At 55.6% G+C, this 24,690-nt stretch carries 30 protein-coding genes and 2 tRNA genes; 22 read left to right on the forward strand and 10 right to left on the reverse strand.

All coding sequences use genetic code 11. The annotated features are described in order from the left end of the window. Positions 1-55 precede the first annotated feature (55 nt). Positions 56-1,984, reverse strand: a complete 1,929-nt coding sequence (locus CFBP5473_RS09355) for an acyltransferase family protein (protein WP_210239297.1) — start codon at positions 1,982-1,984, stop codon at positions 56-58. Between the two features lie 331 nt (positions 1,985-2,315). Between CFBP5473_RS09355 and speB the strand changes: the two genes are divergently transcribed. From speB to CFBP5473_RS09370, 3 genes are all read left to right on the forward strand, one after another. Then, positions 2,316-3,269: an agmatinase gene (gene speB / locus CFBP5473_RS09360; RefSeq protein ID WP_027672952.1), complete on the forward strand. Its 954-nt coding sequence runs from the start codon at positions 2,316-2,318 to the stop codon at positions 3,267-3,269. A gap of 72 nt (positions 3,270-3,341) precedes the next feature. Further along, entirely contained in the window at positions 3,342-4,268 is a 927-nt protein-coding gene (gene argC, locus CFBP5473_RS09365; protein WP_027672951.1) for an N-acetyl-gamma-glutamyl-phosphate reductase, read from the forward strand. Further along, entirely contained in the window at positions 4,265-5,125 is an 861-nt protein-coding gene (locus tag CFBP5473_RS09370) for an aminoglycoside phosphotransferase family protein (RefSeq protein ID WP_051441089.1), read from the forward strand. Before argC ends, CFBP5473_RS09370 begins: the two co-directional genes overlap by 4 nt. Before the next feature lie 2 nt (positions 5,126-5,127). Here CFBP5473_RS09370 and CFBP5473_RS09375 read toward each other — a convergent pair whose 3' ends face one another. Further along, positions 5,128-6,246, reverse strand: coding sequence for a COX15/CtaA family protein (locus tag CFBP5473_RS09375; protein WP_027672949.1), 1,119 nt, complete (start codon positions 6,244-6,246; stop codon positions 5,128-5,130). Positions 6,247-6,413: 167 nt separating this feature from the next. Between CFBP5473_RS09375 and CFBP5473_RS09380 the strand changes: the two genes are divergently transcribed. After that, entirely contained in the window at positions 6,414-6,626 is a 213-nt protein-coding gene (locus CFBP5473_RS09380; RefSeq protein WP_027672948.1) for a DUF2842 domain-containing protein, read from the forward strand. A gap of 4 nt (positions 6,627-6,630) precedes the next feature. Here the strand turns inward: CFBP5473_RS09380 and CFBP5473_RS09385 are convergent, their stop codons facing one another. Continuing rightward, positions 6,631-7,269 (reverse strand): tyrosine-protein kinase family protein, encoded by a 639-nt coding sequence (locus tag CFBP5473_RS09385; protein WP_027672947.1) that lies wholly within the window; start codon positions 7,267-7,269, stop codon positions 6,631-6,633. 216 nt (positions 7,270-7,485) lie between these two features. Here CFBP5473_RS09385 and CFBP5473_RS09390 point away from each other — a divergent pair, with 216 nt between their 5' ends. From CFBP5473_RS09390 to CFBP5473_RS09435, 10 genes are all read left to right on the forward strand, one after another. Next, positions 7,486-8,058, forward strand: coding sequence for a polysaccharide biosynthesis/export family protein (locus CFBP5473_RS09390; RefSeq protein WP_027672946.1), 573 nt, complete (start codon positions 7,486-7,488; stop codon positions 8,056-8,058). 286 nt (positions 8,059-8,344) lie between these two features. Next, positions 8,345-9,892, forward strand: a complete 1,548-nt coding sequence (locus CFBP5473_RS09395) for an undecaprenyl-phosphate glucose phosphotransferase (RefSeq protein ID WP_413228968.1) — start codon at positions 8,345-8,347, stop codon at positions 9,890-9,892. Positions 9,893-9,985: 93 nt separating this feature from the next. Further along, positions 9,986-10,135: a hypothetical protein gene (locus CFBP5473_RS09400; protein WP_027672944.1), complete on the forward strand. Its 150-nt coding sequence runs from the start codon at positions 9,986-9,988 to the stop codon at positions 10,133-10,135. Positions 10,136-10,539: 404 nt separating this feature from the next. Further along, positions 10,540-10,616 (forward strand) — tRNA-Pro (locus CFBP5473_RS09405). 275 nt (positions 10,617-10,891) lie between these two features. Next, positions 10,892-11,254, forward strand: a complete 363-nt coding sequence (tnpA, locus tag CFBP5473_RS09410; RefSeq protein WP_136954338.1) for an IS66-like element accessory protein TnpA — start codon at positions 10,892-10,894, stop codon at positions 11,252-11,254. After that, positions 11,251-11,598, forward strand: a complete 348-nt coding sequence (gene tnpB / locus CFBP5473_RS09415; RefSeq protein WP_136954339.1) for an IS66 family insertion sequence element accessory protein TnpB — start codon at positions 11,251-11,253, stop codon at positions 11,596-11,598. Before tnpA ends, tnpB begins: the two co-directional genes overlap by 4 nt. Before the next feature lie 72 nt (positions 11,599-11,670). Beyond that, positions 11,671-13,236: an IS66 family transposase gene (gene tnpC / locus CFBP5473_RS09420; RefSeq protein ID WP_136954375.1), complete on the forward strand. Its 1,566-nt coding sequence runs from the start codon at positions 11,671-11,673 to the stop codon at positions 13,234-13,236. Further along, entirely contained in the window at positions 13,236-13,541 is a 306-nt protein-coding gene (locus tag CFBP5473_RS25645) for a hypothetical protein (RefSeq protein WP_035209878.1), read from the forward strand. The genes tnpC and CFBP5473_RS25645 overlap by 1 nt, the downstream gene beginning before the upstream one ends. A gap of 75 nt (positions 13,542-13,616) precedes the next feature. Further along, the gene (locus tag CFBP5473_RS09430) at positions 13,617-13,826 is read left to right on the forward strand and encodes a hypothetical protein (protein ID WP_037171896.1); all 210 of its coding nucleotides are present in this window, start codon (positions 13,617-13,619) and stop codon (positions 13,824-13,826) included. Between the two features lie 140 nt (positions 13,827-13,966). Further along, positions 13,967-14,317 (forward strand): type II toxin-antitoxin system PemK/MazF family toxin, encoded by a 351-nt coding sequence (locus CFBP5473_RS09435; RefSeq protein WP_157835824.1) that lies wholly within the window; start codon positions 13,967-13,969, stop codon positions 14,315-14,317. 443 nt (positions 14,318-14,760) lie between these two features. On the opposite strand, the gene CFBP5473_RS09440 is transcribed toward CFBP5473_RS09435, so the two are convergent. Both CFBP5473_RS09440 and CFBP5473_RS09445 read right to left on the reverse strand, forming a co-directional pair. After that, positions 14,761-15,372, reverse strand: a complete 612-nt coding sequence (locus CFBP5473_RS09440) for a dual specificity protein phosphatase family protein (protein ID WP_051441445.1) — start codon at positions 15,370-15,372, stop codon at positions 14,761-14,763. Positions 15,373-15,443: 71 nt separating this feature from the next. Then, positions 15,444-16,031: a YqaA family protein gene (locus tag CFBP5473_RS09445; protein ID WP_027677226.1), complete on the reverse strand. Its 588-nt coding sequence runs from the start codon at positions 16,029-16,031 to the stop codon at positions 15,444-15,446. A gap of 464 nt (positions 16,032-16,495) precedes the next feature. On the opposite strand from CFBP5473_RS09445, the gene CFBP5473_RS09450 reads away from it, so the two are divergent. Further along, on the forward strand, positions 16,496-17,143 hold the full coding sequence (locus CFBP5473_RS09450; RefSeq protein ID WP_027677225.1) for an exopolysaccharide biosynthesis protein: 648 nt from the start codon (positions 16,496-16,498) through the stop codon (positions 17,141-17,143). On the opposite strand, the gene CFBP5473_RS09455 is transcribed toward CFBP5473_RS09450, so the two are convergent. Beyond that, the gene (locus CFBP5473_RS09455; RefSeq protein ID WP_027677224.1) at positions 17,130-17,414 is read right to left on the reverse strand and encodes a hypothetical protein; all 285 of its coding nucleotides are present in this window, start codon (positions 17,412-17,414) and stop codon (positions 17,130-17,132) included. The two genes, CFBP5473_RS09450 and CFBP5473_RS09455, sit on opposite strands and share 14 nt — an antisense overlap. Positions 17,415-17,596: 182 nt before the next feature. On the opposite strand from CFBP5473_RS09455, the gene CFBP5473_RS09460 reads away from it, so the two are divergent. From CFBP5473_RS09460 to CFBP5473_RS09480, 5 genes are all read left to right on the forward strand, one after another. Further along, positions 17,597-17,671, forward strand: a tRNA-Asn gene (locus tag CFBP5473_RS09460). A 606-nt stretch (positions 17,672-18,277) separates the two neighbouring features. Continuing rightward, positions 18,278-19,246, forward strand: a complete 969-nt coding sequence (locus CFBP5473_RS09465; protein ID WP_027677223.1) for an acyltransferase family protein — start codon at positions 18,278-18,280, stop codon at positions 19,244-19,246. A 248-nt stretch (positions 19,247-19,494) separates the two neighbouring features. Next, positions 19,495-19,824: a helix-turn-helix domain-containing protein gene (locus CFBP5473_RS09470; protein ID WP_027677222.1), complete on the forward strand. Its 330-nt coding sequence runs from the start codon at positions 19,495-19,497 to the stop codon at positions 19,822-19,824. A 1-nt stretch (position 19,825) separates the two neighbouring features. Beyond that, positions 19,826-20,086, forward strand: a complete 261-nt coding sequence (locus CFBP5473_RS09475; RefSeq protein ID WP_027677221.1) for a hypothetical protein — start codon at positions 19,826-19,828, stop codon at positions 20,084-20,086. Positions 20,087-20,115: 29 nt separating this feature from the next. Continuing rightward, positions 20,116-20,442, forward strand: coding sequence for a hypothetical protein (locus CFBP5473_RS09480; protein ID WP_027677220.1), 327 nt, complete (start codon positions 20,116-20,118; stop codon positions 20,440-20,442). 5 nt (positions 20,443-20,447) lie between these two features. Here the strand turns inward: CFBP5473_RS09480 and CFBP5473_RS09485 are convergent, their stop codons facing one another. Beyond that, positions 20,448-20,774: a DUF2934 domain-containing protein gene (locus tag CFBP5473_RS09485; protein ID WP_027677219.1), complete on the reverse strand. Its 327-nt coding sequence runs from the start codon at positions 20,772-20,774 to the stop codon at positions 20,448-20,450. A 127-nt stretch (positions 20,775-20,901) separates the two neighbouring features. On the opposite strand from CFBP5473_RS09485, the gene CFBP5473_RS09490 reads away from it, so the two are divergent. Further along, the gene (locus tag CFBP5473_RS09490) at positions 20,902-21,132 is read left to right on the forward strand and encodes a hypothetical protein (RefSeq protein WP_027677218.1); all 231 of its coding nucleotides are present in this window, start codon (positions 20,902-20,904) and stop codon (positions 21,130-21,132) included. Between the two features lie 33 nt (positions 21,133-21,165). Here CFBP5473_RS09490 and CFBP5473_RS09495 read toward each other — a convergent pair whose 3' ends face one another. The 3 genes from CFBP5473_RS09495 to CFBP5473_RS09505 all read right to left on the reverse strand — a co-directional run bounded on the left by CFBP5473_RS09495 (position 21,166) and on the right by CFBP5473_RS09505 (position 23,042). After that, positions 21,166-21,609, reverse strand: coding sequence for a TIGR02594 family protein (locus CFBP5473_RS09495; protein ID WP_027677217.1), 444 nt, complete (start codon positions 21,607-21,609; stop codon positions 21,166-21,168). A gap of 206 nt (positions 21,610-21,815) precedes the next feature. Beyond that, complete coding sequence (locus tag CFBP5473_RS09500; RefSeq protein ID WP_037171893.1) at positions 21,816-22,373, reverse strand: methylated-DNA--[protein]-cysteine S-methyltransferase; 558 nt, start codon at positions 22,371-22,373, stop codon at positions 21,816-21,818. A 402-nt stretch (positions 22,374-22,775) separates the two neighbouring features. After that, positions 22,776-23,042 carry a DUF982 domain-containing protein gene (locus tag CFBP5473_RS09505; RefSeq protein ID WP_027677215.1) on the reverse strand — a complete coding sequence of 89 codons (267 nt, stop codon included), beginning with the start codon at positions 23,040-23,042 and terminating at the stop codon, positions 22,776-22,778. Positions 23,043-23,231: 189 nt separating this feature from the next. Here CFBP5473_RS09505 and CFBP5473_RS09510 point away from each other — a divergent pair, with 189 nt between their 5' ends. After that, positions 23,232-24,680 carry a cryptochrome/photolyase family protein gene (locus tag CFBP5473_RS09510; RefSeq protein ID WP_027677214.1) on the forward strand — a complete coding sequence of 483 codons (1,449 nt, stop codon included), beginning with the start codon at positions 23,232-23,234 and terminating at the stop codon, positions 24,678-24,680. The last annotated feature ends 10 nt before the right edge of the window (positions 24,681-24,690 follow it).

Below are 24,690 nucleotides of genomic sequence, written 5' to 3' on the forward strand. Positions count from 1 at the left end.
GAAAGGCGGAGCTTCGGCTCCGCCTTTTTTCTTTGGGCGATGTATCGGTAAGAGCTCAGTTTAATTGAAAGGCCGTCGGCCCGCTGGCGCTCTCCGCACCGACCATTTCATCTGCAATACGGTCGACAATCATGTGCGCACCAACGGTGGTGTAGTGGCCCCTGTCAACGATATAGGCCACGCCGTCACGTCCAAACTGACAGCCTGCCGCAGAGGCAGGGTCGCAGAATATCTTCTCTGGAAGTACCTTCCCGGCTTCGCCATTCAGGCTCGTATTGAGAATATCGTTGGCTACCGCCGTATTCTCCGTAAAGTCGGCATAAGCATAGTCGAAGTCGGGCGCTCGCTCACCCTTTATGATCCGCGCGGCCATGACATCCATGACGGGCTTTTCGAAACGCGGCACCGGATAAACGACAACGACCTGTTTTCCGGTTGCCTGCAGGTTTTGAATGGTCTTGCTCAACCTGTCCACAAGCGTACTCCGCGCAATGCCGCTGCGCGCAAACTCTCGGTCGTCGACCTCCATGTAGGGCGCGTTGAAGAAATTGACCCAGGCGGCAGCCAGCACCACCGTATCGACATTGCTGCCGATAAGGTAATCCATTGCGCGCTTGTTGAAGGCATCGCAGTTGACGGCGCCCGGCTCACGCGAGCTTGAAATACCGGGGATGGGCGCGCAAAAGCCATGGGTGAGCTGCACCAAGCCGATGTTCCGGTCCTTCAAATCCTCCAGCAAGGCAGGAGAAAGTGATGCCGCTATCGAGTCCCCCCAGATCGCCACCGTCTTGCCGCTGCCGATGTTGAACATGCAGTCCGCATTGGGCAGGGCTGGAAGTCCATCCTGCACCTGAAACAGGCATTTATCGCTCCAGGTGGTTCTGTCCACGAATTCCTTGACCTCCGGCGGCAGGCGGAATGGCAGGCCTTCCTTCAAGTCCCCCCACGCTCCAAAACCCACAAGAGCAACGGCGAAGGCGCCCGCTGTCGGCACTAGCTTGGAAAAGGGGATATTTCGTCCGCGGAAAGGCTGCTCGACCAGATACCAGCTGAAAACGGATAGCAGCAACGTCAGCGCAATCAGCAACCACATAACGAGTGTCGATGGCGGCTCCGGGCTTCGGATACGCCAGAAGGCGAAAACCGGCTGGTGCCACAGGTAAGCACTGAAGCTGATCCGGCCTATCCAGACGAGGGGCGATAACGTCAACACCCTTCCAAGGATCGACGCTTGCGAACCATAGAGTAGGAACAGTGCGGTGCCGCCAACGGGCAAGAGCGCCAGCAGGGATGGCACACGCGTCGTAGGGTCGAACAAAAATATCGACAGGATGACCAAACCCAGCCCCGCAGCGGCCAGCGCGCTATTTTCCGTTCGCGTCCTGCCATGAACGAGAAAAGCGCAGATGGAACCAGCCAGCATTTCCCATATGCGGGTGGGAAGCAGGTAATAATTGGCGGACGGAAAGTACCGCGCTCCGGCTTCGCTCGCCACCAGACTGACGAGAGCAACCGCAAGCATGATGCGGAACAGCGTTCTGATCTTCAGGCGAAACAGAAAGAGCAGCGGAAAGAGCAGGTAAAACTGCTCTTCCACACCAAGGCTCCAGGTGTGGAGCAACGGCACTTCGGATGCATCCGGCGCGAAGTAATCCGTCTTTTTCAGAAAGTAGATGTTGGAAACGGAGAGCGTCGCCATCATCAGGCTTTTGGAAAACTGTTCGTAGGCCGTCGGCAAAAGCCACATCCACGCAAAGGGAAGCGTGCACAGAAGCACGAAGAACAGCGCGGGCAGAATGCGGCGCGCGCGCCGCTCGTAAAACCGGATCAGCGAAAACTCACCCTTGGCATATTCGCCGAGAATGATGGAGGTAATCAGGTAACCGCTTATGACGAAGAACACATCGACGCCGATGAAACCGCCGCCGAACACGGCAAACCCCGCATGCGCAAAAATAACGGCGAGCACTGCCAAAGCGCGCAATCCATCTATTTCCGCTCTGTAATTCATGAAATCTACTTACCGTGTGGGGCGTCGGTTATGATTGGCACAAGCCCGTCATATCAACGAAGTAATTCTTTACCGATGTTATACTGAACAGCGTAGAGCGTTTCCTTGTTAAATGTAAACATTCTGCCGGAGCAGGTTTTCGTCAGGGCAAAGGCGATTGGCGAAGGGCATACCCCAAGGTACGTCCGAGCCGATCGCCTTTGAGCCTGGCGGAAAGATGCCCGGCAGAATGTTTACATTTAACAAGGAAACGCTCTGATGCGATATTCAGTCGTTGCGCTATTCATCATCGAAGGGGTTCTCAATGCCAGCAAAAACCATCGATCATGCCTTCACATCTTCGTCTCTCACCTCGGCAGCAACGGACCCTACGCATGCGGGCGTCCTGTCCTTCATGCGCCGCCGGTATAGCAAGGATCTGGAAGGCGCTTCGACGGTGGTTTGGGGCATCCCCTTCGATGCGGCGACGTCCAATCGTCCCGGCGCGCGCTTCGGGCCCCAGGCCATCCGCCGCGCCTCGGCAATTTTTGATAACGATCCGCAATACCCGTTCGAACGCGACCTCTTCGAACACATGTCGACAGTCGATTACGGCGATTGCCTGCTGGATTATGGCAACCACTGGCAGACACCCGACACCATAGAGCAGGAAGCGCGCAACATCATCACCAAGGCCGATTATCTTCTGACGCTGGGTGGCGATCACTTTATTACATGGCCGCTACTGAAAGCCCATGTGGCCAAGCACGGACCATTGGCGCTGGTGCAGTTCGATGCACATCAGGATACGTGGTTCGATGACGGCAAGCGGCTGGACCATGGCTCCTTCGTTGCCCGTGCGGTGCGCGAAGGGCTGATCGACCCGGATCGCTCGATCCAGATCGGCATCCGCACCCACGCGCCGGAGGATTTCGGCATCAATATCGTCTACGGCTATGAGGTGGAAGAGATGCGCGCCAGCGATATCGCCTCGCTCATCATCAAGCAGACGGGCGGGCTGCCCACCTATCTCACTTTCGATATCGATTGCCTCGATCCGGCCTTTGCGCCCGGCACCGGAACACCCGTCGCGGGTGGGCCGACCAGCGCGAAAATCCTCTCCGTCCTGCGCGGTCTAGGCCAGCTCGATATACGCGGTTCGGACGTGGTGGAAGTGGCACCCGCTTACGACCATGCGGACATCACCGCCATTGCCGGGGCAACGGTTGCAATGTATATGCTTGGCCTGCGTGCCGAAAGGCTGGCGAAATCTTCTTGAGATTTTGAGTCAGATCTTTGGCAAATTGAATCCGGAAATTCCCGCAACATATTGAAAATGTAAGGTAAGGACATGGCAGCGAAAATCTTCATCGATGGCGAACACGGTACAACGGGCTTGCAGATCCGCACGCGCCTGGCCGACCGCCGCGATATCGAGCTGCTGTCCATTCCCGAAGCGGAACGCCGCAATGCGGCGATGCGCGAGGACATGCTCAACAACGCGGATATCTCCATTCTGTGCCTGCCGGACGATGCTTCCAAAGAAGCGGTTTCCATGGTGTCCGGCAACAACAAGGTGCGGATCATCGATACCTCCACCGCCTTCCGCATCCATCAGGATTGGGCCTATGGCTTTGCCGAGCTGGACAAGGATCAGGCTGAGAAGGTTCGCTCCGCCCGCTTCGTCGCCAATCCCGGCTGCTACCCAACGGGCGCGATTGCCCTTGTTCGTCCTCTGCGCGCGGCTGGCATCCTGCCGGATGGTTATCCCGTCAGCGTCAACGCCGTTTCGGGCTACACAGGCGGCGGCAAGCAGCTGATCGGCCAGATGGAAGACCAGAGCCGCGAAGACGCGATCAGCGCCAACAACTTCCTTTACGGCCTGACGCTGAAGCACAAGCATGTGCCGGAGATGAAGCAGCACGGTCTTCTGGACCGTTCGCCCCTCTTCTCCCCCTCCGTCGGTCGCTTCGCGCAAGGCATGATCGTGCAGGTACCGCTCTTCGCCGCCGATCTCAAGGAAGGCACGACGGTCGAGACGGTTCATGCGGCGCTGACTGCGCATTATGCGGGCCAGAACATCGTTCAGGTCGTGCCGCTCGAGGAAAGCAAATCCTTGGCGCGCATCGATGCCGAAGAACTGGTCGATCAGGATACGATGAAGCTCTACGTCTTCGGCACCGGCGAGCACATCAACCTCGTCGCGGTTCTGGACAATCTCGGCAAGGGTGCATCCGGCGCCGCCGTGCAGAACATGGAACTGATGCTCTCGGCATGACCGAAAGCCTTCTTCCAGCGAATATTCCGAACGAGATCGCAAGGCGGTGGAGCATATCCTCCGCCTTCTTTCTTGCGGATACGCCAAGCAGCATTATCCACCGCGTTACGCTTGCGGATGGTTCTTCGGCAATTCTGAAAAGCCTGAAGCCGAGAGGCCTGGGCGAACTTCCTGGCATGGCATTTCTGCAATGGCGGAAAGGTCACGGCGCGATACGATTGCTGAAGCGGGAGGAAACGGTTTGCCTGCTGGAAGACGCCGGAAACCTGACGCTGCGCGCTCATCGCCTTGACCAAGGTGAGATGGAAGCCAACAGGATCATTGTCGATGTGCTGAAGACGCTGCACTCGCCGGGCAAAACGCCACCACGAGAGCTGACATCTCTGGAGCGCCATTTCCAGTCACTGCTCAGCCGCACCAAACCTGAAAAAGATGAAAGGCTGCGCGAACCTTTGGCATTCACCGCCGATATCGCCCGGCAACTGCTGGCTAACCAGCAAAACATTAAGCCGCTGCATGGAGACCTGCATCACGATAACATCGTCAGCGGCGGCGCGCGCGGCTGGCTCGCCATCGATCCGCAGGGGCTGCTGGGTGATCCGGCATACGATGTCGCAAACGTCTTCGGAAATCCCCTCAACGCCCTGCCCGATATCATCGACCCACAGCGGATCGAAACGCTTTGCGACGTCTTTGCTGACGCGCTGAACTGCTCAGAAGAAAAAATCCTGCGCTATGCCATCGCACATGCAGGATTATCGATCTGCTGGTCTCTGGAAGACGGCGGCGTGCTGGAGCAAAGCGAAAACGCTCAGGAGCGTCTCGCGTTTCTGACAGTCGCGCGAAGCCTGCTCTAGCCTTAATCCCGAACTTCGACCGCCACAGGCGCGGGATACTGCCCGATGAAACCGCGCCAGTGCGCAATCGCAAAACCGAGCACCAGCAGCGCCATGCCCTGATGCGCAAGCGCGACGTGGATGTGCACATGCGTCAGAAGCGTGGTGATCCCCAGCCCTGCCTGAATGCAGACGAGCACGAAGAACAGCACCGCGCGTCTGGCGTGGGGTGTGTTCGGCAGCGCGCGGGACATGCTGATCATGTGCCACAGCGTTGCGGCGAACAGCGTGTATGCGCCCAGGCGGTGGACGAACTGAACCGTCTTCGGATTTTCGAAAAGATTGATCCACCATGGCTGTTGCAGGAACAGATCGCCCGGAATGATGGAGCCATCCATCAGCGGCCAGGTATTGTAGGAAAGACCGGCATTGAGCCCGGCCACGAGTGCGCCAAGATAAATCTGGAACAGACAGAGCACGGCCAGAAGCGCTGCAAAGCCCCTGCCCTCGCGCTCATTCGATGCTTCCGGCGAATGGTAGGACAGGCCGCGCAATATCCACATGCAGCCCGCAAAGATGAGACAGGCAATCGTCAGATGCGTTGCCAGGCGATATTGCGAGACATCCGTGCGGTTGACCAGGCCGGAAGACACCATCCACCAGCCGACGAAGCCTTGCAAACCGCCCAGAGCAAGCAGGCCGATAAGGGGCAGCCGCAGCCGCTTCTCGATGCGGCCCGTCGCCCAGAAAAAGGCCAGCGGCAGCGCGAAGATCACGCCGATGGTGCGAGCCAGCAGCCGGTGCGCCCACTCCCACCAGAAAATCGTCTTGAACTCGTCAAGCGACATGCCCTTGTTGATTTCCTGATATTGCGGAATGCGTTTGTAGAGCTGGAATTCTTCCTCCCATTCCGCAACGGAAAGCGGCGGGATGGCGCCGTGGATGGGCTTCCATTCGGTAATCGAAAGACCGGATTCGGTCAGTCGCGTTGCCCCGCCCACCAGCACGAGACAGAACAGCGTGAACAATACGACGCGAAGCCATATGCGCAGCAGGCGACGATTCTTTTCCTGAAGCTGCAAAGCCGTTTCCACCCGTTTTTCGACAGAGGCACCAGCCACCGCAACCGTTTCGGACCGCATTCTTGACACTCCACAATTCTTTGCCTTGGTTTGCATCAAGCGCGCCCGCAAAACAAGGGGTGAGGCTTTGCGGCATCGGGTCGCGGTTCAGGCAGACGGAAAATCGATTCCGATTTTCGCATCCGATGCTATATGCTTCGCCTCACGATCAACTCACGGAAAACGGCATGCATCCCCGCCTCAGATCCTTCATCGGCACCATCGTCATCATTCTGCTGGTGGTTACCTATGCCGTCGTGGCGACAGCCGTGGCGTCCGCGACGCTCGGCCAGTCTCCCTGGTGGGTTCATCTGGCCTATTTCGTGTTTTCCGGGGTCTTGTGGATATTGCCGGCCATGCTCATCATCAGATGGATGGCCGGGCCGAAGCCACAGAAATAAGCGCCTAAGCTGCGTCGGATTTTGGCGATGCCGAAACCATGGGGATGACCTGGCTGTGGCCATCCTCTTCGAAAGCGTCCAGCGTTTCCTGCAACATCTGCGCATCGCCGCTCGGCACTGAAAGCACCACATCCGCATCGACATATTTCAGAACGCGGGAAACGCCTGCCACATCGGCAGCGCCGAATTCCAGCAGAACCGTATCGTAAGTGCCGGAAAGTGCGCCCAGTACCATCGTCAGACGGTCGAGAATACGCCCCGTCTGGTGAACGGCACCATGGCCCTGCGGCACGATATGCGCGCTGGACAGCCGGTCGTGGTGAATCGTTTCGCCAAAGGCCGCATCCCCCACCAGAAGATCCATGATGCCGGGAAGGCCTTCTTCCGAAGTCATAAGCCGGGATGGCGCGCCGGATGCCGTCATATCGACCAGCACGACCGTCCGCCCCGTTTCGGAAAGGGCGCGCGCAAGCATCACGGTCGCGGTGGAGCCATCATCGCCTGATGGCGAGGCAACCACCACGATGGGCTTTGCGCCCCGCATGGAAAGCAGGTCCGCAACATAATCGATCGGAAATCCGGCCTTCCCGAAATCCTGATCATCCGCATGTTGCGATTCGGTTGCGTGTCCCGTTGCTCTCATTCCTGCGATTTCCCTTGATGCGTGCAGCCTGTGCGCCACGCCTGTCGTTACGGCAAGTCTAATCCCTTGCGGTAACGCAAGCGTTAAATGCCGAGCTATTCCAGTCGCCTGCTAGATTTAGCGCGTCGATTTTTCATGAAAAATTATTTCTTTACCGAGCATTAACCATAACAAAGAGATAACTTGATCAACACGTTTTCTGGAGCCCGATTGCGAATGACTTTCGCCATCCCACGCCTGATATCGGCTTTTGCCCTTGCCGCAGCAGTATCGCTTAGCGGTTGCGCAGCTTATCAGCCAGCGCCGAGAGCCTTCAACGAGGCTGCTCTGCAGCCTTACCGCCTCGATAGCGGCGACCGGCTGCGCGTGACGGTGTTCGACCAGTCCGGCCTCACCAACACCTATACCGTCGATCAGGGTGGCTACATCGCCTTCCCGCTTGTCGGCCAGATTGCGGCTCGCGGCAAGACGGCAAAGCAGCTTGAAGCGGCTCTCGCTCAGCAGCTTCGCCAGGGTTATCTGCGCAACCCCGATGTCAGCATCGAGATCGACCGTTACCGCCCTGTCTTCGTCATGGGCGAAGTGGGTCGCCCCGGCCAGTATTCCTATGTCCCCGGCATGACCGTGCAGAACGCGATTGCCGTCGCAGGCGGCTTCACGTCCCGCGCGAACCAGCGCGATGTGGATATCACCCGCAAGATCAACGCCAATGTCACGACCGGCCGCATCTATATCTCGGCCCCGGTGCTGGCGGGCGATACGATCTATGTCCGCGAGCGCTTCTTTTGATGGCAGCCGCCGCAGACCCCAGAGGATAGTTTTCAAATTCAGTGACCGGAGAATATGCAGCCCGAAAAGCGGGTTCGCTTCGGTCCATAGTTGCGGGTAAACAGGTATTGCGTATCCCGCCCCCTTATTTTCGTAAAAGAAACACCTACCTAATGCACGTAGGGTTCACTTCTCGTTGAAGTTGCGAATAAAAAAGCATTTACTAATGGTGAAATCATAAGCGTTATTTAGTATGTGTGGCGTATCCATTCCTGAAATCGAGTAGTGGAACATATCTATGAGCGACATGGGGGGAGAAGGGCACAAGTTCGATCTTGATGCCCTGCGCAAGCAAGTCTCCGAGAAACCGGAAGGCGGCGAAAGCGCTCAGAAGGGCGAGAAAGCCACGCTCAATCCCCTTGCCCGACAGGTTGCCAACCAGCTGCGCAGCACCAGCCATTCTCCGGATATGGTCATCGGCCAGCTGAGGCTCGTCGAGTTCGTCATTCTCACGCTCATTTCCATCCTGGTAAATGGCGTCGAAATTCCCGATGCTCTGGGGTCGCGCATTGCGCTGGCCTCCATCTGCGTCTGGAGCGCGGGTCTTTGCGCCATGCTGCTTCAGATTACCGATACCTACCAGCTTCCTTCCCTACGCAGGCCGGTTGCCATGGCCGGGCGCATTCAGGGCTCTTTCCTCGCGTCCTTCATCGTCACCGCTTTGCTGATGCTGCTATTCGTGCCGGATGCCGGATATTCCTGGCAGGGTTTTGCGACATGGTACGTCACGGGCGCCGCATTTCTCTTCATCGAACGCTACGTCCTGGGCCTTGCCATTCGTCACTGGGGCCGAAACGGCGTCATGGAACGCCGCGCCGTGATCGTTGGCGGCGGACAGGCCGCGAAGGATCTCATCCGCTCGCTCGAGCAGCGGGATAACGACATCCGCATCTGCGGCATTTTCGATGATCGCAACAGCGCACGCTCGCCGGATATCGTGGCAGGCTATCCAAAGCTCGGCACCTTTGCGGAGCTCGTGGAATTCGCCCGCCTCGTGCGGCTGGATATGTTGATCATCTCGCTGCCGATCAGTGCCGAGACACGTATTCTGCAACTGATGCGCCAGCTATGGGTGCTGCCTGTGGATATCCGCATTGCCGCCCATGCCAACAAGCTGCGCTTCCGCCCCCGCTCCTATTCCCACGTCGGCGGCGTGCCGATGCTGGACGTGATGGACAAGCCGCTGCGGGATTGGGATGGCGTCGCCAAGCGCGTCTTCGATATCGTTTTCAGCGTCATCTGCCTGCTCATCCTGTGGCCGGTCATGCTCGTTGCGGGCATCGCCGTCAAAGCAACGTCCAAAGGCCCCATCCTCTTCAAGCAGAAGCGCCACGGCTTCAATAACGAGACGATCAACGTCTGGAAGTTCAGATCCATGTACACGGAAATGAGCGATCCGAGCGCTGTGAAAGCCGTGACCAAAAACGATCCGCGCGTAACGCCCGTTGGTCGTTTCCTGCGCAAATCCTCCATCGATGAGCTACCGCAGCTCTTCAATGTTCTCGCCGGGGATCTGTCCCTCGTCGGCCCTCGCCCGCATGCCGTCCACGCACAGACGGGAGACCTGAAATATACCGAGGTCGTGGAGCATTATTTCGCCCGCCACAAGGTAAAGCCGGGCGTGACCGGCTGGGCACAGATCAACGGCTGGCGCGGCGAAATCGACCATAGCGACAAGATCAAGCAGCGCACCGCCTTCGATCTCTATTACATCGAAAACTGGTCGCTCTTCCTCGATTTGAAAATCCTCGTGCTGACGCCGATCCGCCTGCTCAAATCGGAAAACGCCTACTGACGAGGCCGTATTCCAGTACCGCGGATCGCGTGGAACTTGCCGGGATTTCATGCGTTTAGCGAGCGCATATCATCTTGTCAGGGGAAATACTGAATGACGCGGACGAATAATCTCTATCTCATCATCGGCGCACTGATCGTGGCTATCGCAGGCCTCGGCGCTTACGTCTACCACCAGGAAACCAAACCCAAGGGCATCGAAATGAACATCGGCCCCAATGGCGTTTCCGTTCAGGAAAACTAAGAATTCCACTTCTCAGAAACAGCGCAGCATCTGATCCATGCTGCGCTGTTTCTTTTTCTACACCGTCAATCGACGGTTGTTGATCGCTATCGCTCAGGCCAAACCAACGAACGACAAAATCGCGCCGACGACTACGATCAGGCCTACGATGTAAATGATGCTGTTCATGTCTCTCTCCATTCGCTTCATTCGCCGCAGCTACCATGGGTTGGTCCGGCTGCGCCATCTGATTACGGTTGGGTAACACCAAACCCCGGAAGAGCGTTCCGTTGGAAAATGGAAAAACATCACCTGCCCTCCGCTCAGTGTCCTCAGCTTCACACTCCAGCTCGTCTCTTTTTTGAGGATTCAGGCGTTTTCCTCTTGCACCCAAACAGCCTTCTATATAAACGCCTCTCTTGTGTCGGAGCGTAGCGCAGCCCGGTAGCGCACTTGACTGGGGGTCAAGGGGTCGCAGGTTCAAGTCCTGTCGCTCCGACCATTTGTTCCACGGCCTCCCCAACCGTGATCATTTTCTCATATGATTTCTATGTACGGCGAGCCGGTATCCGCGCTCGGATAAATAATGCTTCCCACCCTGCTTGACTCATCAGCAGGTGAGAACATAATAAGAACATAAACTACGAAGGCCGTAGCCTTCCCCTTAAAATTCGTGAGCGTCCGGTGAGCTGTTTTTGCTGATCGGGCAAATCAGGCGATGTTCTGGCATTAGAACCAGCATTAGTGCTGACATAAATACCAGAGCAAAGAGGTTTCATGGCCCGCATGGAGATCATGTCCGGTACCGAGCGCAGACGGCGCTGGTCGGACGAGGCGAAGCTGAGGATACTGGCGGAAGCTGATGAGCCGGGTGCTCGCATTGGTGACGTGGCGCGCCGGCATGACGTTCATCCTGGCCAGATCCGCTTGTGGCGAAAGTCGTTCAACTATGTTGATCGACCGACGGTGTTCCTTCCAGTGGAAATCGTGGAGGAGTTTGGCGTAAGTCAGGCGTCTACGACGGCAACGAGGCTGGCGATCGTCGAGATCTTGCTTCGAAACGGTCGGAGTTTGAAGGTTCCTGTTGACGTTGAGTTGAAACTGCTTGGCCCGCTCGTCGCTTGCGTGGAGGCGGCATGATCGGGCCGTCAGGGAATGTACAGGTTTATCTGGCCTGCGGAGTGACTGACATGCGTCGCGGTATCGACGGTTTGTCAGCGCTGGTCGAGGGGGTGATCAGACAAGCGCCTGGTTCTGGCGCGATCTTCGGGTTCCGCGGCAGGCGCGCGGACCGAATCAAGCTTTTATGGTGGGACGGCCAAGGCTTTTGCCTGTTTTACAAGGTTTTGGAACGCGGATACTTCCCATGGCCGGCGGCCAAAGATGGCGTTGTGCATCTGACGCAGGCTCAGTTGTCGATGCTCGTCGAGGGGATCGACTGGCGACGACCGACATGGACGTCAGCGCCTCATCGCACGGGCTGAAAGCGTTATTTTGCAAGGGTGTCAGGGGTAAAATGCTGGCGCTAAAGGGCCAAATCAGTTACATTTTTGGGTATGGAAACAACGCCGCCACAGGGTCAGGACGAGCTATCTGCACTGCGTGCATTGGTTGCTGAACAGGCGGCGAAACTCGAGCGACAAGACGCGGAAGTTACCAAGCGCGATACCATAATCGACATTTTGCGCGCGCAGTTGGAGTTGCTGCGCCATCGACAGCATGGGGCCTCGTCCGAGAAAATAGACCGCAAGATCGAACAATTCGAACTGATGCTCGAGGAGATTGAAGCGTCCCGCGCCGAGGCTGAGGTTCGCTCTGGAAGGACACCACTGCCGGAGCTGGAAGATGCCTGCGAAAAGCCAAAACGCAGACCTTTGCCGGATGGGCTGCCGACAGAAGAGCGGATCTATCCGGCGCCGTGCAATTGCCCGACCTGCGGCGGGACATCGTTCCTAAAAGCACCTGATAAGGTGGTCCAGGTCATGGAGCATGTGCCGGCATCCGTGAAGATTGTTCGCCATGTCGAAAAGCGCTTCGTTTGCAAGGACTACGACACTTCGTTGTCTGGCAAGATGCCGACCCTGCCGATCGAGCGCGGCAAACCCGGTACCGGATTGCTTGCCCATATCATGGTCGCCAAATTCGACGATCACATCCCACTTTACCGACTGTCGGAGACGTACGATCGGCTTGGGATCGATATCTCCCGTTCCGTGATGGCCGACTGGATGGGGCATGCATCGGCTTTGCTCGGCCCCCTGATTTTGCTGATCAGAGCGCATATCGCGGCCGTCGATCGGATCCATACCGACGACACTCCGGTCGATGTTCTCGACCCTGGACGAGGAAAGACCAGGACCGGGAGGGTCTGGGTCTACGTCTTCGATGGGCGTGGCTATCAAGATCCCAGGCCCGGAGCGATCGCTTATTATTACAGCCCTGACCGCAAGGGGGTTCACCCAGCCGAACATCTTTCCAACTTCAGTGGCGTGATGCACGCGGACGGCTATGCTGGCTACAACAAGCTGTACGGCAATCAGATCATAGAGGCTGCCTGCATGGCGCATGTACGCCGCAAATTCCATGACGTGATCAAACTCAAGCCATCAACGATCGCGCAGGAAGCGCTGTCGCGCATTGGTGCTCTCTACGATATCGAGGATCGTATCCGTGGCATGTTGCCTGACGAGAGGCGGGATTTGCGCCAGCAGCATGCCAAACCCATCCTGGACGAGCTGAAAGAGTGGATTGAGGATGTCCAGACAACACTGCCACAGAAACAGAAGCTGGCGGAAGCGATGCGGTATGCGCTGTCACGATGGGCAGCATTGAGCGTCTATCTTGATGACGGCCGGGTTGAAATCGACAACAACATAGCTGAGCGTGCCATGCGACCACTGGGAATTGGCCGAAAGAACTGGTTATTTGCGGGCTCCGACAAGGGTGGTGAGCGCATCGCAAATATCTTGAGCATCATCGAAACCGCAAAGCTTCATGGCCACAATCCGGAAGCCTATCTGACCGATGTGCTGGCCCGGATCCAGGATCATCCCAAAGACCGACTTGAAAATCTGCTGCCTTGGAACTGGACGCCGGCAAACGCTCGGTGCGAGGCTGCCTGATGGCACGCTCAAGGTTCATTTACACACTCAACCAAGTCGCCGGCATGATCGGCGAGAACCTCGAACTGATCGAAGAAGTGACGGCCAACTCGGACAACATCTCCGAAGGCGAACTGGTTTACGTCAGCGATGGCACTGAAGATGGCACGAAGGGTCTGACCGAGAACGGCATCAAAGAACTTCAAAGCCTACTTGCCGACATCAGGACGTGGGACGGCGGTATCCGCGAGTTCCTCATCGACACACAGTGCGATCCTGAAATAATCGACCGCATCATGGCCGATGAGATGAAGCGCGGCCTTTAGATTCTATCTCGCGACACCCGAAAAATGCTTTCGCCGGACGCTCACTAAAATTCGCAGGAAGTGAGACTCTGAAAAATGGAGATTGGGAACGTGTGCCCGGATGCATCCAAAACGCCTGCCGATGGGGCGGATTACATTCTGGATTGTCATGACGGCGATGTGAAAGAGGCGATCAACGCCATGATTGGAGAGATCGAGCAATTGCAACATCAGCTCGATTTGGCCGTGGCTGCGATGGGGCGTGGGTATACAAGAGGATGGGTGCCATCTCGGACCGATGATTGATTATCGGGTGACGCAAAAGCCAAAGGTTGCGAAATGAAAAACTCGCCGCTAAGAATAAGGAGTTTCATTCTCTTTTATAATTAGCTACTTAGCGTTTCAGCATGGCAATTACGTTTATCCCCAAAAGGGGCTCGGTTTTGATGTGCGATTTCGACATGGCTTTCGTGCCCCCAGAAATGGTGAAATATCGTCAGGTTGTCGTTCTCTCTGTTCAAGGTTTGAACCATCGTCACGGGATAGCTCCCGGTCTATGTACTGTAGTTCCGTTTTCAACCGTCGCACCGTCGACGCCCGGTTTCGATGACATATATTTCGCGGCTGGGAGCTACAGAAGTTTGAAAAAAGAATCGTGGGCGAAGTGCCGGATGATTTGCACCGTTTCGCACGAACGCCTGGGACTAGTCAGGGGTCTTCGCCGCATCGAGCAATTATCTTCCTTCGATCTTGGAAAAATAGAGAATGCTGTTTCGCTGGTATTAGGCCTTTCGTGACGTAATCTGATCAAGATCGACTTTTGTCTCCAGCGACTTGAAGTTCGTGGAAAACCAGATTAGATTTAATATGTCTCCGAAAGGGGCTTTGGGCGGCACCTAGCTTTAATTCTTACTCCGGTAAGCAACTCATTGCGAAGTGCCAGCCCCATGTTTTACCGAGGTTAGTCCTCGGTTTTTTTATTTGTATTGTTCAATCTTGCCTCACTCTCCGCCGCCTTAAAGAGCAATCTGAATAATTATTACTCAAAACAGATGCCACCGTCTTGCCACATTTAGCAAAGTGTGATTGATAGAAGCTGCCCTGACTGGAAGGGGTATAAGGTAGAGGTCCGCCACGCTGGGTGGGACGGCAGGCGGACCTCCCTAATTTTCTATTCTCTTGTAAAATATGATCTCAATCAGCATGGCACTATGCGATGCTTTGATCATGCGTTTCCGCTTTACAGGCTGGAGGACGAAGCCTCCGTTGCGGCCATCTCGTCGTTATGGGGCTCGCCGATGAACGGGTCTTTTTCGATGTTCTCCCAGGTTTCATCCATGGCGTAAGCAGAGGAGAGGTAGGGAATGGCAACATGTCCGAACCTGAACGACAGCTGCCCTTCCGCTTTTTCCTCATCCATACCCGCAACACGGTTGACGTAGATTGCGGAGGCAAGGCCCGTGCGGTCTGCACCGGAGCGACAGTGGATCAGGATCGGCTTGGGCGCATCCCGCATGATCTGGATGAGCTGGGCAACGCGTTCCAGCTTCAGCGTTCTCCGCGCGGACATGCCGAAATCGATATGCTTGACGCCGAGCTTGTCGACGGCGGCCATCTCGTTTGTATACCAGGATGATTTATCGTTCTCGCCACGCAGGTTGATGACGGTCTTGATGCCATGCGCCATCACATAGCGCGTCAGCTCATCGCCGGTCGGCTGGTTGGAGCGGTAAAGCTGGCCGGGTATGACCTCGTGAAAATTGCCGGATATTTGCAGGGCTGCGAAATACAGCCCAAACATGACTGGCACAGCCGATACCACAGCCAAAACTTTTGTTATTCTCTTGCGCATACGTCGTCATCCCCTGACTAATCGGGATGACGAAACACTTCTATACTGACAAGAAACTGAATAAAATCAGCTTATCGCGCGAAGACATAGACTGCATAGATGCCGATCAGCGCCGCGGCGGCAACAGCGGTAATCATGCCGAGACGCTTTTCGATGAAGTGGCGGATGCCTTCCCCGTAGCGCTGCAACAGTCCTGCCAGAATGAAGAAGCGCGCACCGCGCGTAACGATGGCGGAGATGATGAAGAGCCCGAGGCTGATATTGGCGGCACCCGAAAGGATCGTGACGACCTTGATCGGCGGAAGATGCGCAAGGCCAGAAGTGATCAGCAGAAGAACGATCGTCTCATAGTCAACCGATGCCCGCAGATGCTCGAACGTATCGAGCTTGCCATAAAATTCCAGAATGGGTTTGGCGAGGCTTTCAAAGGCGTAGTGCCCCAGATACCAACCGGCAATGCCGCCAAGCACGGAGGCGACCGTCGCGACGGCGGCGTAGAACATCGCCCGCTTCGGCTTTGCCAGAACCATGGGCAGAAACAGCACATCCGCGGGCACCAGAAAAATGGAGCTTTCCACGAAAGCAATGATTCCCAGCCACCACACCGCCGTCTTTTTGGCAGCGAGGTTCATGGTCCAGGCGTAGAGACCTTTCAGCATCCGTTCTTCTCCGTCCGATTCATGTTGGTTTAGCGCCGGTGCGGAGCCTTGGCAAATGATGCGGCGCAACATTGAGGCAGAGATCAGCGATAAATGCTGCGAAGCAAAAACTCACATTCCCGATAAATAAGGGATGGCGCGTAACCATATGTTGCAGCGCAATTAAAAATCGCTTTTTGCTGGTATTTTCATGTATTTGCCGTAAAATGGTTGTGCGAGGACATACTGAGGAGGAGACAGTTATGGACTACGTTCACTTTTTTACTTCGCTCAACCCGTTTATTCTCGGCATCTTGATGCTTGTTCTTTTGCTGGGTGCCTATAGCAAGTGGGTATCGCACTGACATCTGCCTGAACAGACGCGCCTGAATAAAGATGGCCGCGAGCACATTTTCGTTTGCGGATAGGCACTTGGCGGCTTGAATGGTATCAATCCCGGAACGGAAACAGTTTCGGGATAAGGTATGACGCAGAATTTCGCATTTACGGATACATCTGAAAATCTCAGCTCGGTGCTGCAAAAGCTCATCAACCGGCTGAGCGGTAAGACGATAACGCTGCGAGAATTGATGGAAGCGATAGGCGAGCAGGGTTTGCTGCTGATGTGCGCCATCGCGTCCCTGCCCTTCCTTATTCCCGTCTCCATTCCCGGCGTCAGCACGGTCTTTGGCGCAGCCATCATCATGATCAGTCTTGCGATCATACTCAACCGGCTGCCCTGGCTGCCCAAGCGCATTCTCGACAAGGAGATGGAGACGGCGCGTCTCGTGCCCGCCCTTCAGAAGGGCGTGAACATCGTCTCGAAGCTCGACCGCTTCATCCGCCCTCGCCTGCCTGCAATTACCACCGGTCTCGTGATGAACCGGGTCAACGGGCTTGCCATCATGGCGGCGGGCATATTGCTGATGATGCCGCTCGGCTTCATTCCCTTTTCCAACACCCTGCCCGGCGTGGCGATTCTTCTGTTTTCGGCGGGCATGATCCAGCGTGATGGCGCGACCGTGCTTGGCGGCTATCTTTTCCTGTGCCTGACGGTGGTTTATTTCGCCGCGCTCGCCTATGCCGCCTTCTGGGCGGGCCAGGGCATCAGCAACTCGCTTACGGGCGCGTAACGCCATCCCGGCGCGCTTGACGGGCGCGCTTTCTATATTCCCACCAGATTGCCAGCTGGCGGCGCTTGCGCCGCACGAAGCGCAGATCCTGCGAAAGCACCAGCAAGCCGAGAGGCACCATCCAGAAACCGAGGATGGGCAGGAAGCCAAGACAGCCGCCCACGACCAGCAGCGAGCCGATGACGATGCGCCCAACACGCGATCTCGGCATCGCCACGCTCCATTTTCCCAAATGCAAACGGCCTGTTTGCGGGTGCATACCGAAATTCATCGAGAAAACTCTCCGGGAAGAACAAGGCCTTGAATCTTTTTTTGCCTCAACATGCCCGGAAACGTGGGGTCTTCGGTGGATAAAACAAGAGGAATGCATTTTTTTTGAAAAAAGCGCTTGGCAAATCGGAAAAGCATTTGTATTACCCCGCTCACGCCGCGCCGAGAAGCGCAGCGAAACGTTCCCTGGTAGCTCAGCGGTAGAGCATTCGACTGTTAATCGACAGGTCGCCGGTTCGAATCCGGCCCGGGGAGCCACTTTTCTTCACTGCAAGAAGTGGCTTACCGCTAAAAAATACAGCAACACCTGATATCTAACAAAACGCCAGCATAAGCTTCGGCGCTTCAGGTTGGTTCTGTGCACTCCTCTATACAGCTCATACACTTCCAACGACGTCACCGTGCGTGGTGATAGAATTCGTTCTTAGTAGAAATTCTGATGATGCATCCGATGGCGTACATAAATGTACCCCGAGGTGGCTCATTCCCGTTTTGCACATGCCGATCAACTGGGTTGAGAATTAGCGCGGAGACTTGGCGCTGTAACTTGACGCCAATCCGGCTAATTCCCGCATGACTGACGCAATGACATGCTCTTGCTCAGACACATCTCAATCAGCTAATTATTATAATTATCTTAATGACTTAACTATACTTCACACTGTGATTTTCCATGAATCTCGTAAGATTCCATCTATTATTCAGCAATACCGTTCTGTCGATTTATTGCAGTCTTTGAATTTCAACGGCATTCTTGAAATTAATATTACTTACAAGATTCATAAAAATTGTAGAATTCCCAATTTTATAAGCATATATCCATGCTATTCATAATACTCAAAAATTGCATTCCGGGGGGATTCTGTGCAAAACCATTTCCATTCTGTCCAGGCACTTCGTGGAATAGCAGCAACCTTGGTCGCTATATTCCATTTTTTTCCAACTCAGTTCGTAGTCGGCGCCGCTGGAGTTGATCTTTTTTTCGTAATATCTGGGTTCATAATGGGGACGATTGGCGTCAATGATCGGCCACTTCGATTTTTAAGTAAACGTGCAATTAGAATTGCTCCCCTATACTGGCTATTCACATTCGCCATGTGCGCTGGTGCAATTGCAGGCGTCTATTCAAACTTTACATTTGATGCAGTCAGGTTGATCAAGTCGCTTCTTTTCATTCCTTACTGGGATGAAACCGGGCACACATGGCCGTTGATGGTTGTTGGATGGACGCTTAATTTGGAAGTGTTCTTCTACATTGTATTCGCAATCGGAATCTCGTTCGGAAGACCAATTCTTTTTACGGCTGCGACACTGCTGGCGATGGTTTTTCTTGGTTACGGCTTCGAAACAAGCAATGCAGCCTTTACTTTGTGGACGTCGAACTTGCTGTTGGAATTCGTCGCAGGGCTTTTGTTGTCGAGGTTCTCTCTTGGTGAGAAATTTGCGGTGCCTGCTGTTGTAATTGGAGTGGCGGCACTTATCACAACGAACGTTTTCTCGCTGTTCGATCCGAGCTACAGAATTCTCGTTTGGGGTGTACCGGCAGTGTTGATAGTCGCGGGCTGCCTAGCGATCGAACGAATGGGAAATTGGTCCAGTCCAGTCTTAAAGCCCGTGCAAAAGGTCGGAGACGCTTCGTACTCCCTCTATCTTTCACATGCTTTTTTTGCTGCCGCGGTTCACAAGTTTTTTGGCACCGCGTTTTTACCGTCGGCGCTGGGGGTGGCGGCTGCAATCGTCGGGGCTGTAGCCATATTCCACTTGGTTGAGAAACCCCTTATTAAATTCTTGAAGCGTCCAAGCATCAAGCTTCCAACCCCATCGCAAGCATAATTGCGAGCGTTGGACGGCCTACTATTTCGCCGCATCACTCTTGATCCTAAGAGTTTCACAAACCGCAGCGCAATTCGCGCTGCTCCAATGAATATCGTTTGTGTGAAGGTTTTCTGGAAGCCCATTCCTTGAGTTGCTGGTTCCGTACGAACCCTTCCCTTTCCATTGCGGTGGATCGACTTATTCGGTACGACCGATCCATGGACTGATCGGGTGTGCCGATCCCGTCGAAAGAGAAAGCTGCGCTCATGTCGATTACCGCTTCGCAATGTCGGGCTGGTCGTGCCATGCTGAATTGGTCGCAGGAGGCCTTGGCTGAAGCTGCGGCGGTGGGCAGTGGTGTTGTCGCGGCATTCGAGGATGAGCGGGAACGTCCGCAGGCGGATGCGCTGCAGGCGCTCGCTGAGGCGTTGCAGCGCGGTGGGGTTTCCTTCATCGAAGATAACCAGACCTCCGGTGCTGGTGGGCCCGGTGTGCGGCTTTTGCGGTCGCCTGGGGAAATAGACACGGATCAGTCACAGACCGTACAATATAAAGAGCATCTGGCGCCGGATGCGCCAACAGGTGCAGGAGGCTGATATGTCCAAGAAGCAGAAGATGGAGCACTCGGAGTTTTCGGGAGAATTCGAGGATGACGGCATTACCGTGCTTGTCGATATCTTCCGCCCGGCTGGCACGCAGCAGGATTGGCGCATGGAAGTCATCTCCGAAGACGACGATGTGACGACCTGGGACGAGCCTTTCGCCACGGACAAGGATGCGTGGGAAGAGTTTCTCGCCACCTGCGAGAAGGATGGCATCAGAAGCTTTCTGGAAGGCGAAGAGCCCGCCATCCATTAAGACGGTCATTTGATGTAGGAGCCAAGCCCTTGAACATCGACTGGACCTATATTCAGAAGAATTGGGATTGGGCGGGTCACATGCTTGAAGCCGCGATCATGGCGCTGATCGTCGCTCTCATCTTCCGGCTGCTGTTGAACTGGCGCATGGCACTAATTGCCGGGCTGGCCTCTGCAGCCGGGCATTTTCATGGGCGGGAGAAGCGGGACTACGAGGTCTCGGTTCACATGAAGCCGCCGCATCTGGATGGATATTATTTCTGGAGATGGTCGTGGGATCAGGCGACCGACTTTTGGCCGACCGCCTTGATGTGTCTGTTTCTCATCTGGATCGCGTCCAGAAAGTTCAAGCCTTGAGCGGATCAGCGCTTGCCGGCGCGGCCTGAAACGGCAGTGTTGGTGGCAGAGACCGGATCGCTTGCCGGAAACGTATCTTCTAGACCCTCATCCAGCTCATCCTCGGATACATCTTGGTCCTTCGCCTGTTCCTGATTGAGCGAAGCGACCGCAGGCGATTTGTCGGAGCGTGCAGCGGCGTCCGTATCCGGCATTGCCGATCCATTGCCAGCCGCCTCGAATTCCTTCTCTGCTTCAGACCAGTGGCGGTCGTGATCGCCATCGCGGCGGCCTTCGGTTTCCCACTTTTCGTAAGCTTTCTTGCGGATTTCGGATTCGCGATCAGTTTCCATTGTGCTTCTCCCGGTTGGATTTCACTAAAAACCATCGGCAGACTCGTTTGGTTCCTGCCGCCGAGCCTCAATTTTGAAGGAACGAAGGCGTGATCTTTCCGTTTCCCTATCGACAAGGGAGAAAGTCATGACCAAGGAAAAAGACAATCATCTCGACATCAAGGACGAGGATGTCGCGCGCTTTGAAACCGAAGGCGACCTGACGCAGCATCAGCAGGAGATGGACCCGGATGAGCTGACGAGCCTGCGCGCAAGACGGCAGGCGGCACGTCAGCATGAAGACGCATTCATCGTTGCGACCGATCTGGAAGATGACGATCAGCGCGATGCTGCTCCCGGAACTCGCGAGCAGCCGTGAAGCTTAGACCATTCGAAGATCAGCGCCGCTTTTCTAGCGGCGCACGGAAACGATGGACTTGCGGCTGAAGTTCGAAACCTGCACTCGCCCGGACTGATTGCCACCGAGGATCTGAGCGGTCTTTCCGCTCATGCTCTTCAAGATGCCAGCGTGATAACGCTTACCCGTTCTCACAACGACCACATCCCCCGGCTTCGCGCCGGTAACGGGAACGGCATAACCGAATGACGACCAGGATTTCGCAAAGCCTGAAGATTTGGGCGGCGTGCGACCGGATTTTTCAGCAACGACGCTGAGGAAATGCCCACACCATGGGGTTTTCCGGGGATTGACACCGAGGATGGCCTTCAGCGTCTTGTTGTTTTTGCCTTCATGAAGACCGGAATATTTCTCGGCCTGGTTCAACATTCCTGCCGAAGCAGGTGCGGTAACTGCAGCGCATAGCGCCGCGGCTAGAAGAAACGCAGATACTCTCAAACTCTTGCCCTTTAAAAGCACACAGGATCTTCGCTCCAGCCCCGCCGAAGTCACGTGTGCCAATTCAAAGTATAGCAGCCGGGGGACCGAAATTATCCGCGTCACGGCGGCTGCTGGAAACGCCGTCTATGCTGTCAATTTAGCGATAATTTGACGAGACATGGGCGAAATTGGAACGTTATGCCCCAAAGATGCCCTTGGAGTTATCAAAAAAGCGAAGCTTGTGCAAATTCTTCGTTGTTTTTGAAAAGGCCTTCCATCTCCAGCATCTGCTGTTTCGTGGCGGCACCGCCAGGCGCGGAAAATCCGCCGAGTTTTCCACCCGCCGCCAGCACGCGGTGGCAGGGAATAAGAAGCGGCAGCGGATTTTTCGCCATCGCCTGCCCCACCTCGCGCGCGCCCTCTGGTCCCGCGCCGAGTTCCTTCGCAATCGCGCCATATGTCGTGGATGTGCCCCACGGCATTCTGCGAACGAAATCGTAAACCCTTGTAAAGAAAGTGGTTTGAGCCCCTGTATCGAGCCGAACGGTGAGAAACTCGATCCTTTTGCCCGCGAAATAGGCCCTCACCTGCCCTGCCAGATCGCTCCGCTCCGCATCGGGCTCCATGGACTCAGCATCCGGCAGTCGCCGCAGAAGCTGGGCTTGCGCCTCGGCTCGGGTTGGCAGCGGCAGTTGAAAGCGCACGACACCGCCCTCATGCCACGCAAATGCGCAGTGGCCTTTCTCCGTGGAGACGATGGAATAGGCGGTTCGAGGCCTCATAAAACCCTGCCACATTTCGAACGTGTTTGGCCTAAGTGTCGGCCAGCATTAACGTTTCAGCAACTATTTTTTTTGCGCTGAGCCCACATTATTTGCCGCAATTCTGGGGCGAAGATGTGTCACGAATAATCGCCAGCGGCGAACTGGCATACAGCGTAAGCGCAAAATAAAAGCCACCCGGCGGTTACGCGACGGGTGGCTGAAACTTTTCATCTGTCTTCAGAGCGTTTCCTGAGTAAATGGCGAGGTTTTGCCGGAGCAGGTTTTCGTCAGGGCAATGGCGATTGGCGAAGAGCATACCTAAAGGTACGGTCGAGACAATCGCCTTTGAGCCTGGCGGAAAGATGCCCGGCAGAACGTTGCCATTTACTCAGGAAACGCTCTAACAGACAGGCGGCTCGGTTACGAGGCCAGCTTCCGATTCTCCAGCAGGCAATTCGCATCACGGCTTGCTTCGATGAATGCGGTACGCGCAATCTCACCGGAAACACTTCCCATAAGCGAGGCGCGGCAAAGCCGTGTTGCTTGCTCATAAGCCTTGCCGTGGCGGCTTGGCCATTCATGCTGCAGAAAATCAAAGGCCTCATAAACGCCGTTGAAGATTCGAGGCGCGCCATTCTCCAGGGAGATTACCACTGGCGCATCCCACTTAACGTCATTCAGCATCATTGATTGGACTTCCATACTCAATTCACTCGCCCAGAACGTTGAGCCCGACATATGGTTCCGCTTCGGATGGATTAAAAACAATAAAATTCACCCTTTAAAAACCATAGGCATTTCATTCCCGTAGTATACGCTCTGAACGGGTAATCACGTCATCAACACTCATTCAAACCGAAGTGAAGCAGAGGGTCCATGTCGAAACAGGAAACGCCGATAATCATCTGGTTTCGCAAGGACTTGCGTCTCTCCGACAACCGCGCGCTGGCAGCAGCCAAAGAGCATGGCGGCCCAATCATTCCGGTCTACATCAGAGAAGACAGGCAGGGCTCGAACGGCCCGCTGGGCGGTGCGCAGGAGTGGTGGCTGCATCATTCGCTGGCGGCGCTGTCGCAAGCATTGGAGAAGGCCGGAAGCCGCCTGATTTTGCTCGGCGGAGACGCCGAAAAGACCCTGAAATCACTTATCGCAGATACGGGCGCCACTGCCATTTTCTGGAACCGCCGATACGATCCCGATGGCATGGAAATCGACAGCGCGCTGAAACAGAAGTTTCGCGATGATGGGCTGGAAGTGGAAAGCTTCGCCGGGCATCTGCTGCATGAACCCTCCAAGGTCAAGACCAAGACCGGCGGCCCCTACCGTGTCTACACGCCGTTCTGGCGCGCAATCGAAGGCGGCGAGGAACCGCAGGAGCCGACCTCGGCACCGCGCAAACTGCCTGCGCCTTCCAGCTGGCCGAAATCAGAAAAGCTCGATAGCTGGAAACTTCTGCCGACAAAACCCGACTGGGCAAAGGATTTCTCCGAAATCTGGACGCCCGGCGAAGCAGGTGCCCATGAAAAGCTGGAGGACTTCATCGATTCCGCCTTGAAGGGTTATGAGAATGGCCGTGATTTTCCGGCCAAGCCCGCAACCTCCATGCTCTCCCCTCATCTTGCCCAGGGCGAAATCACGCCTGCCCAGCTTTGGCACGCCACAAGGGGTCTCTCGAAGCACATCGCCTCCAACGATATCAGCCGCTTCCGCAAGGAAATCGTCTGGCGGGAGTTCTGCTACCATCTCCTCTTCCACTTCCCCAAGCTGGACGAGAAGAACTGGAACGACAGTTTCGACGCCTTCGAATGGAAGACCGACACGGCCAAATTCAACGCCTGGAAAAAGGGCATGACGGGCTACCCGATCGTGGATGCGGGCATGCGCCAGCTTTGGAAGCACGGCGTCATGCATAACCGCGTGCGGATGATCACGGCCTCCTTCCTCATCAAGCATCTGCTGATAGACTGGCGCAAGGGTGAGAAGTGGTTTCGCGATACGCTGGTGGATGCGGACCCGGCGTCCAACGCGGGCAACTGGCAGTGGGTGGCCGGTTCGGGTGCCGATGCCTCGCCCTTCTTCCGCATTTTCAACCCCATCATTCAGGGCGAGAAATTCGATAGTGACGGCGAATATGTGAAAACCTTCGTGCCCGAGCTCGAAAAGCTGGACCGCAAGTTCATCCACAAACCTTTCGATGCCCCGAAGGACGTGCTTGCGAAAGCTGGCATCGAACTCGGCAAGACCTATCCGAAGCCGATTGTGGATCATAACGAGGCACGCCAGCGCGCGCTCAGCGCCTATTCGGATATCAAGAAGAGTGAATAAAAGGGGGCTG

Source organism: Agrobacterium larrymoorei (assembly GCF_005145045.1).
Lineage (GTDB): Bacteria > Pseudomonadota > Alphaproteobacteria > Rhizobiales > Rhizobiaceae > Agrobacterium > Agrobacterium larrymoorei.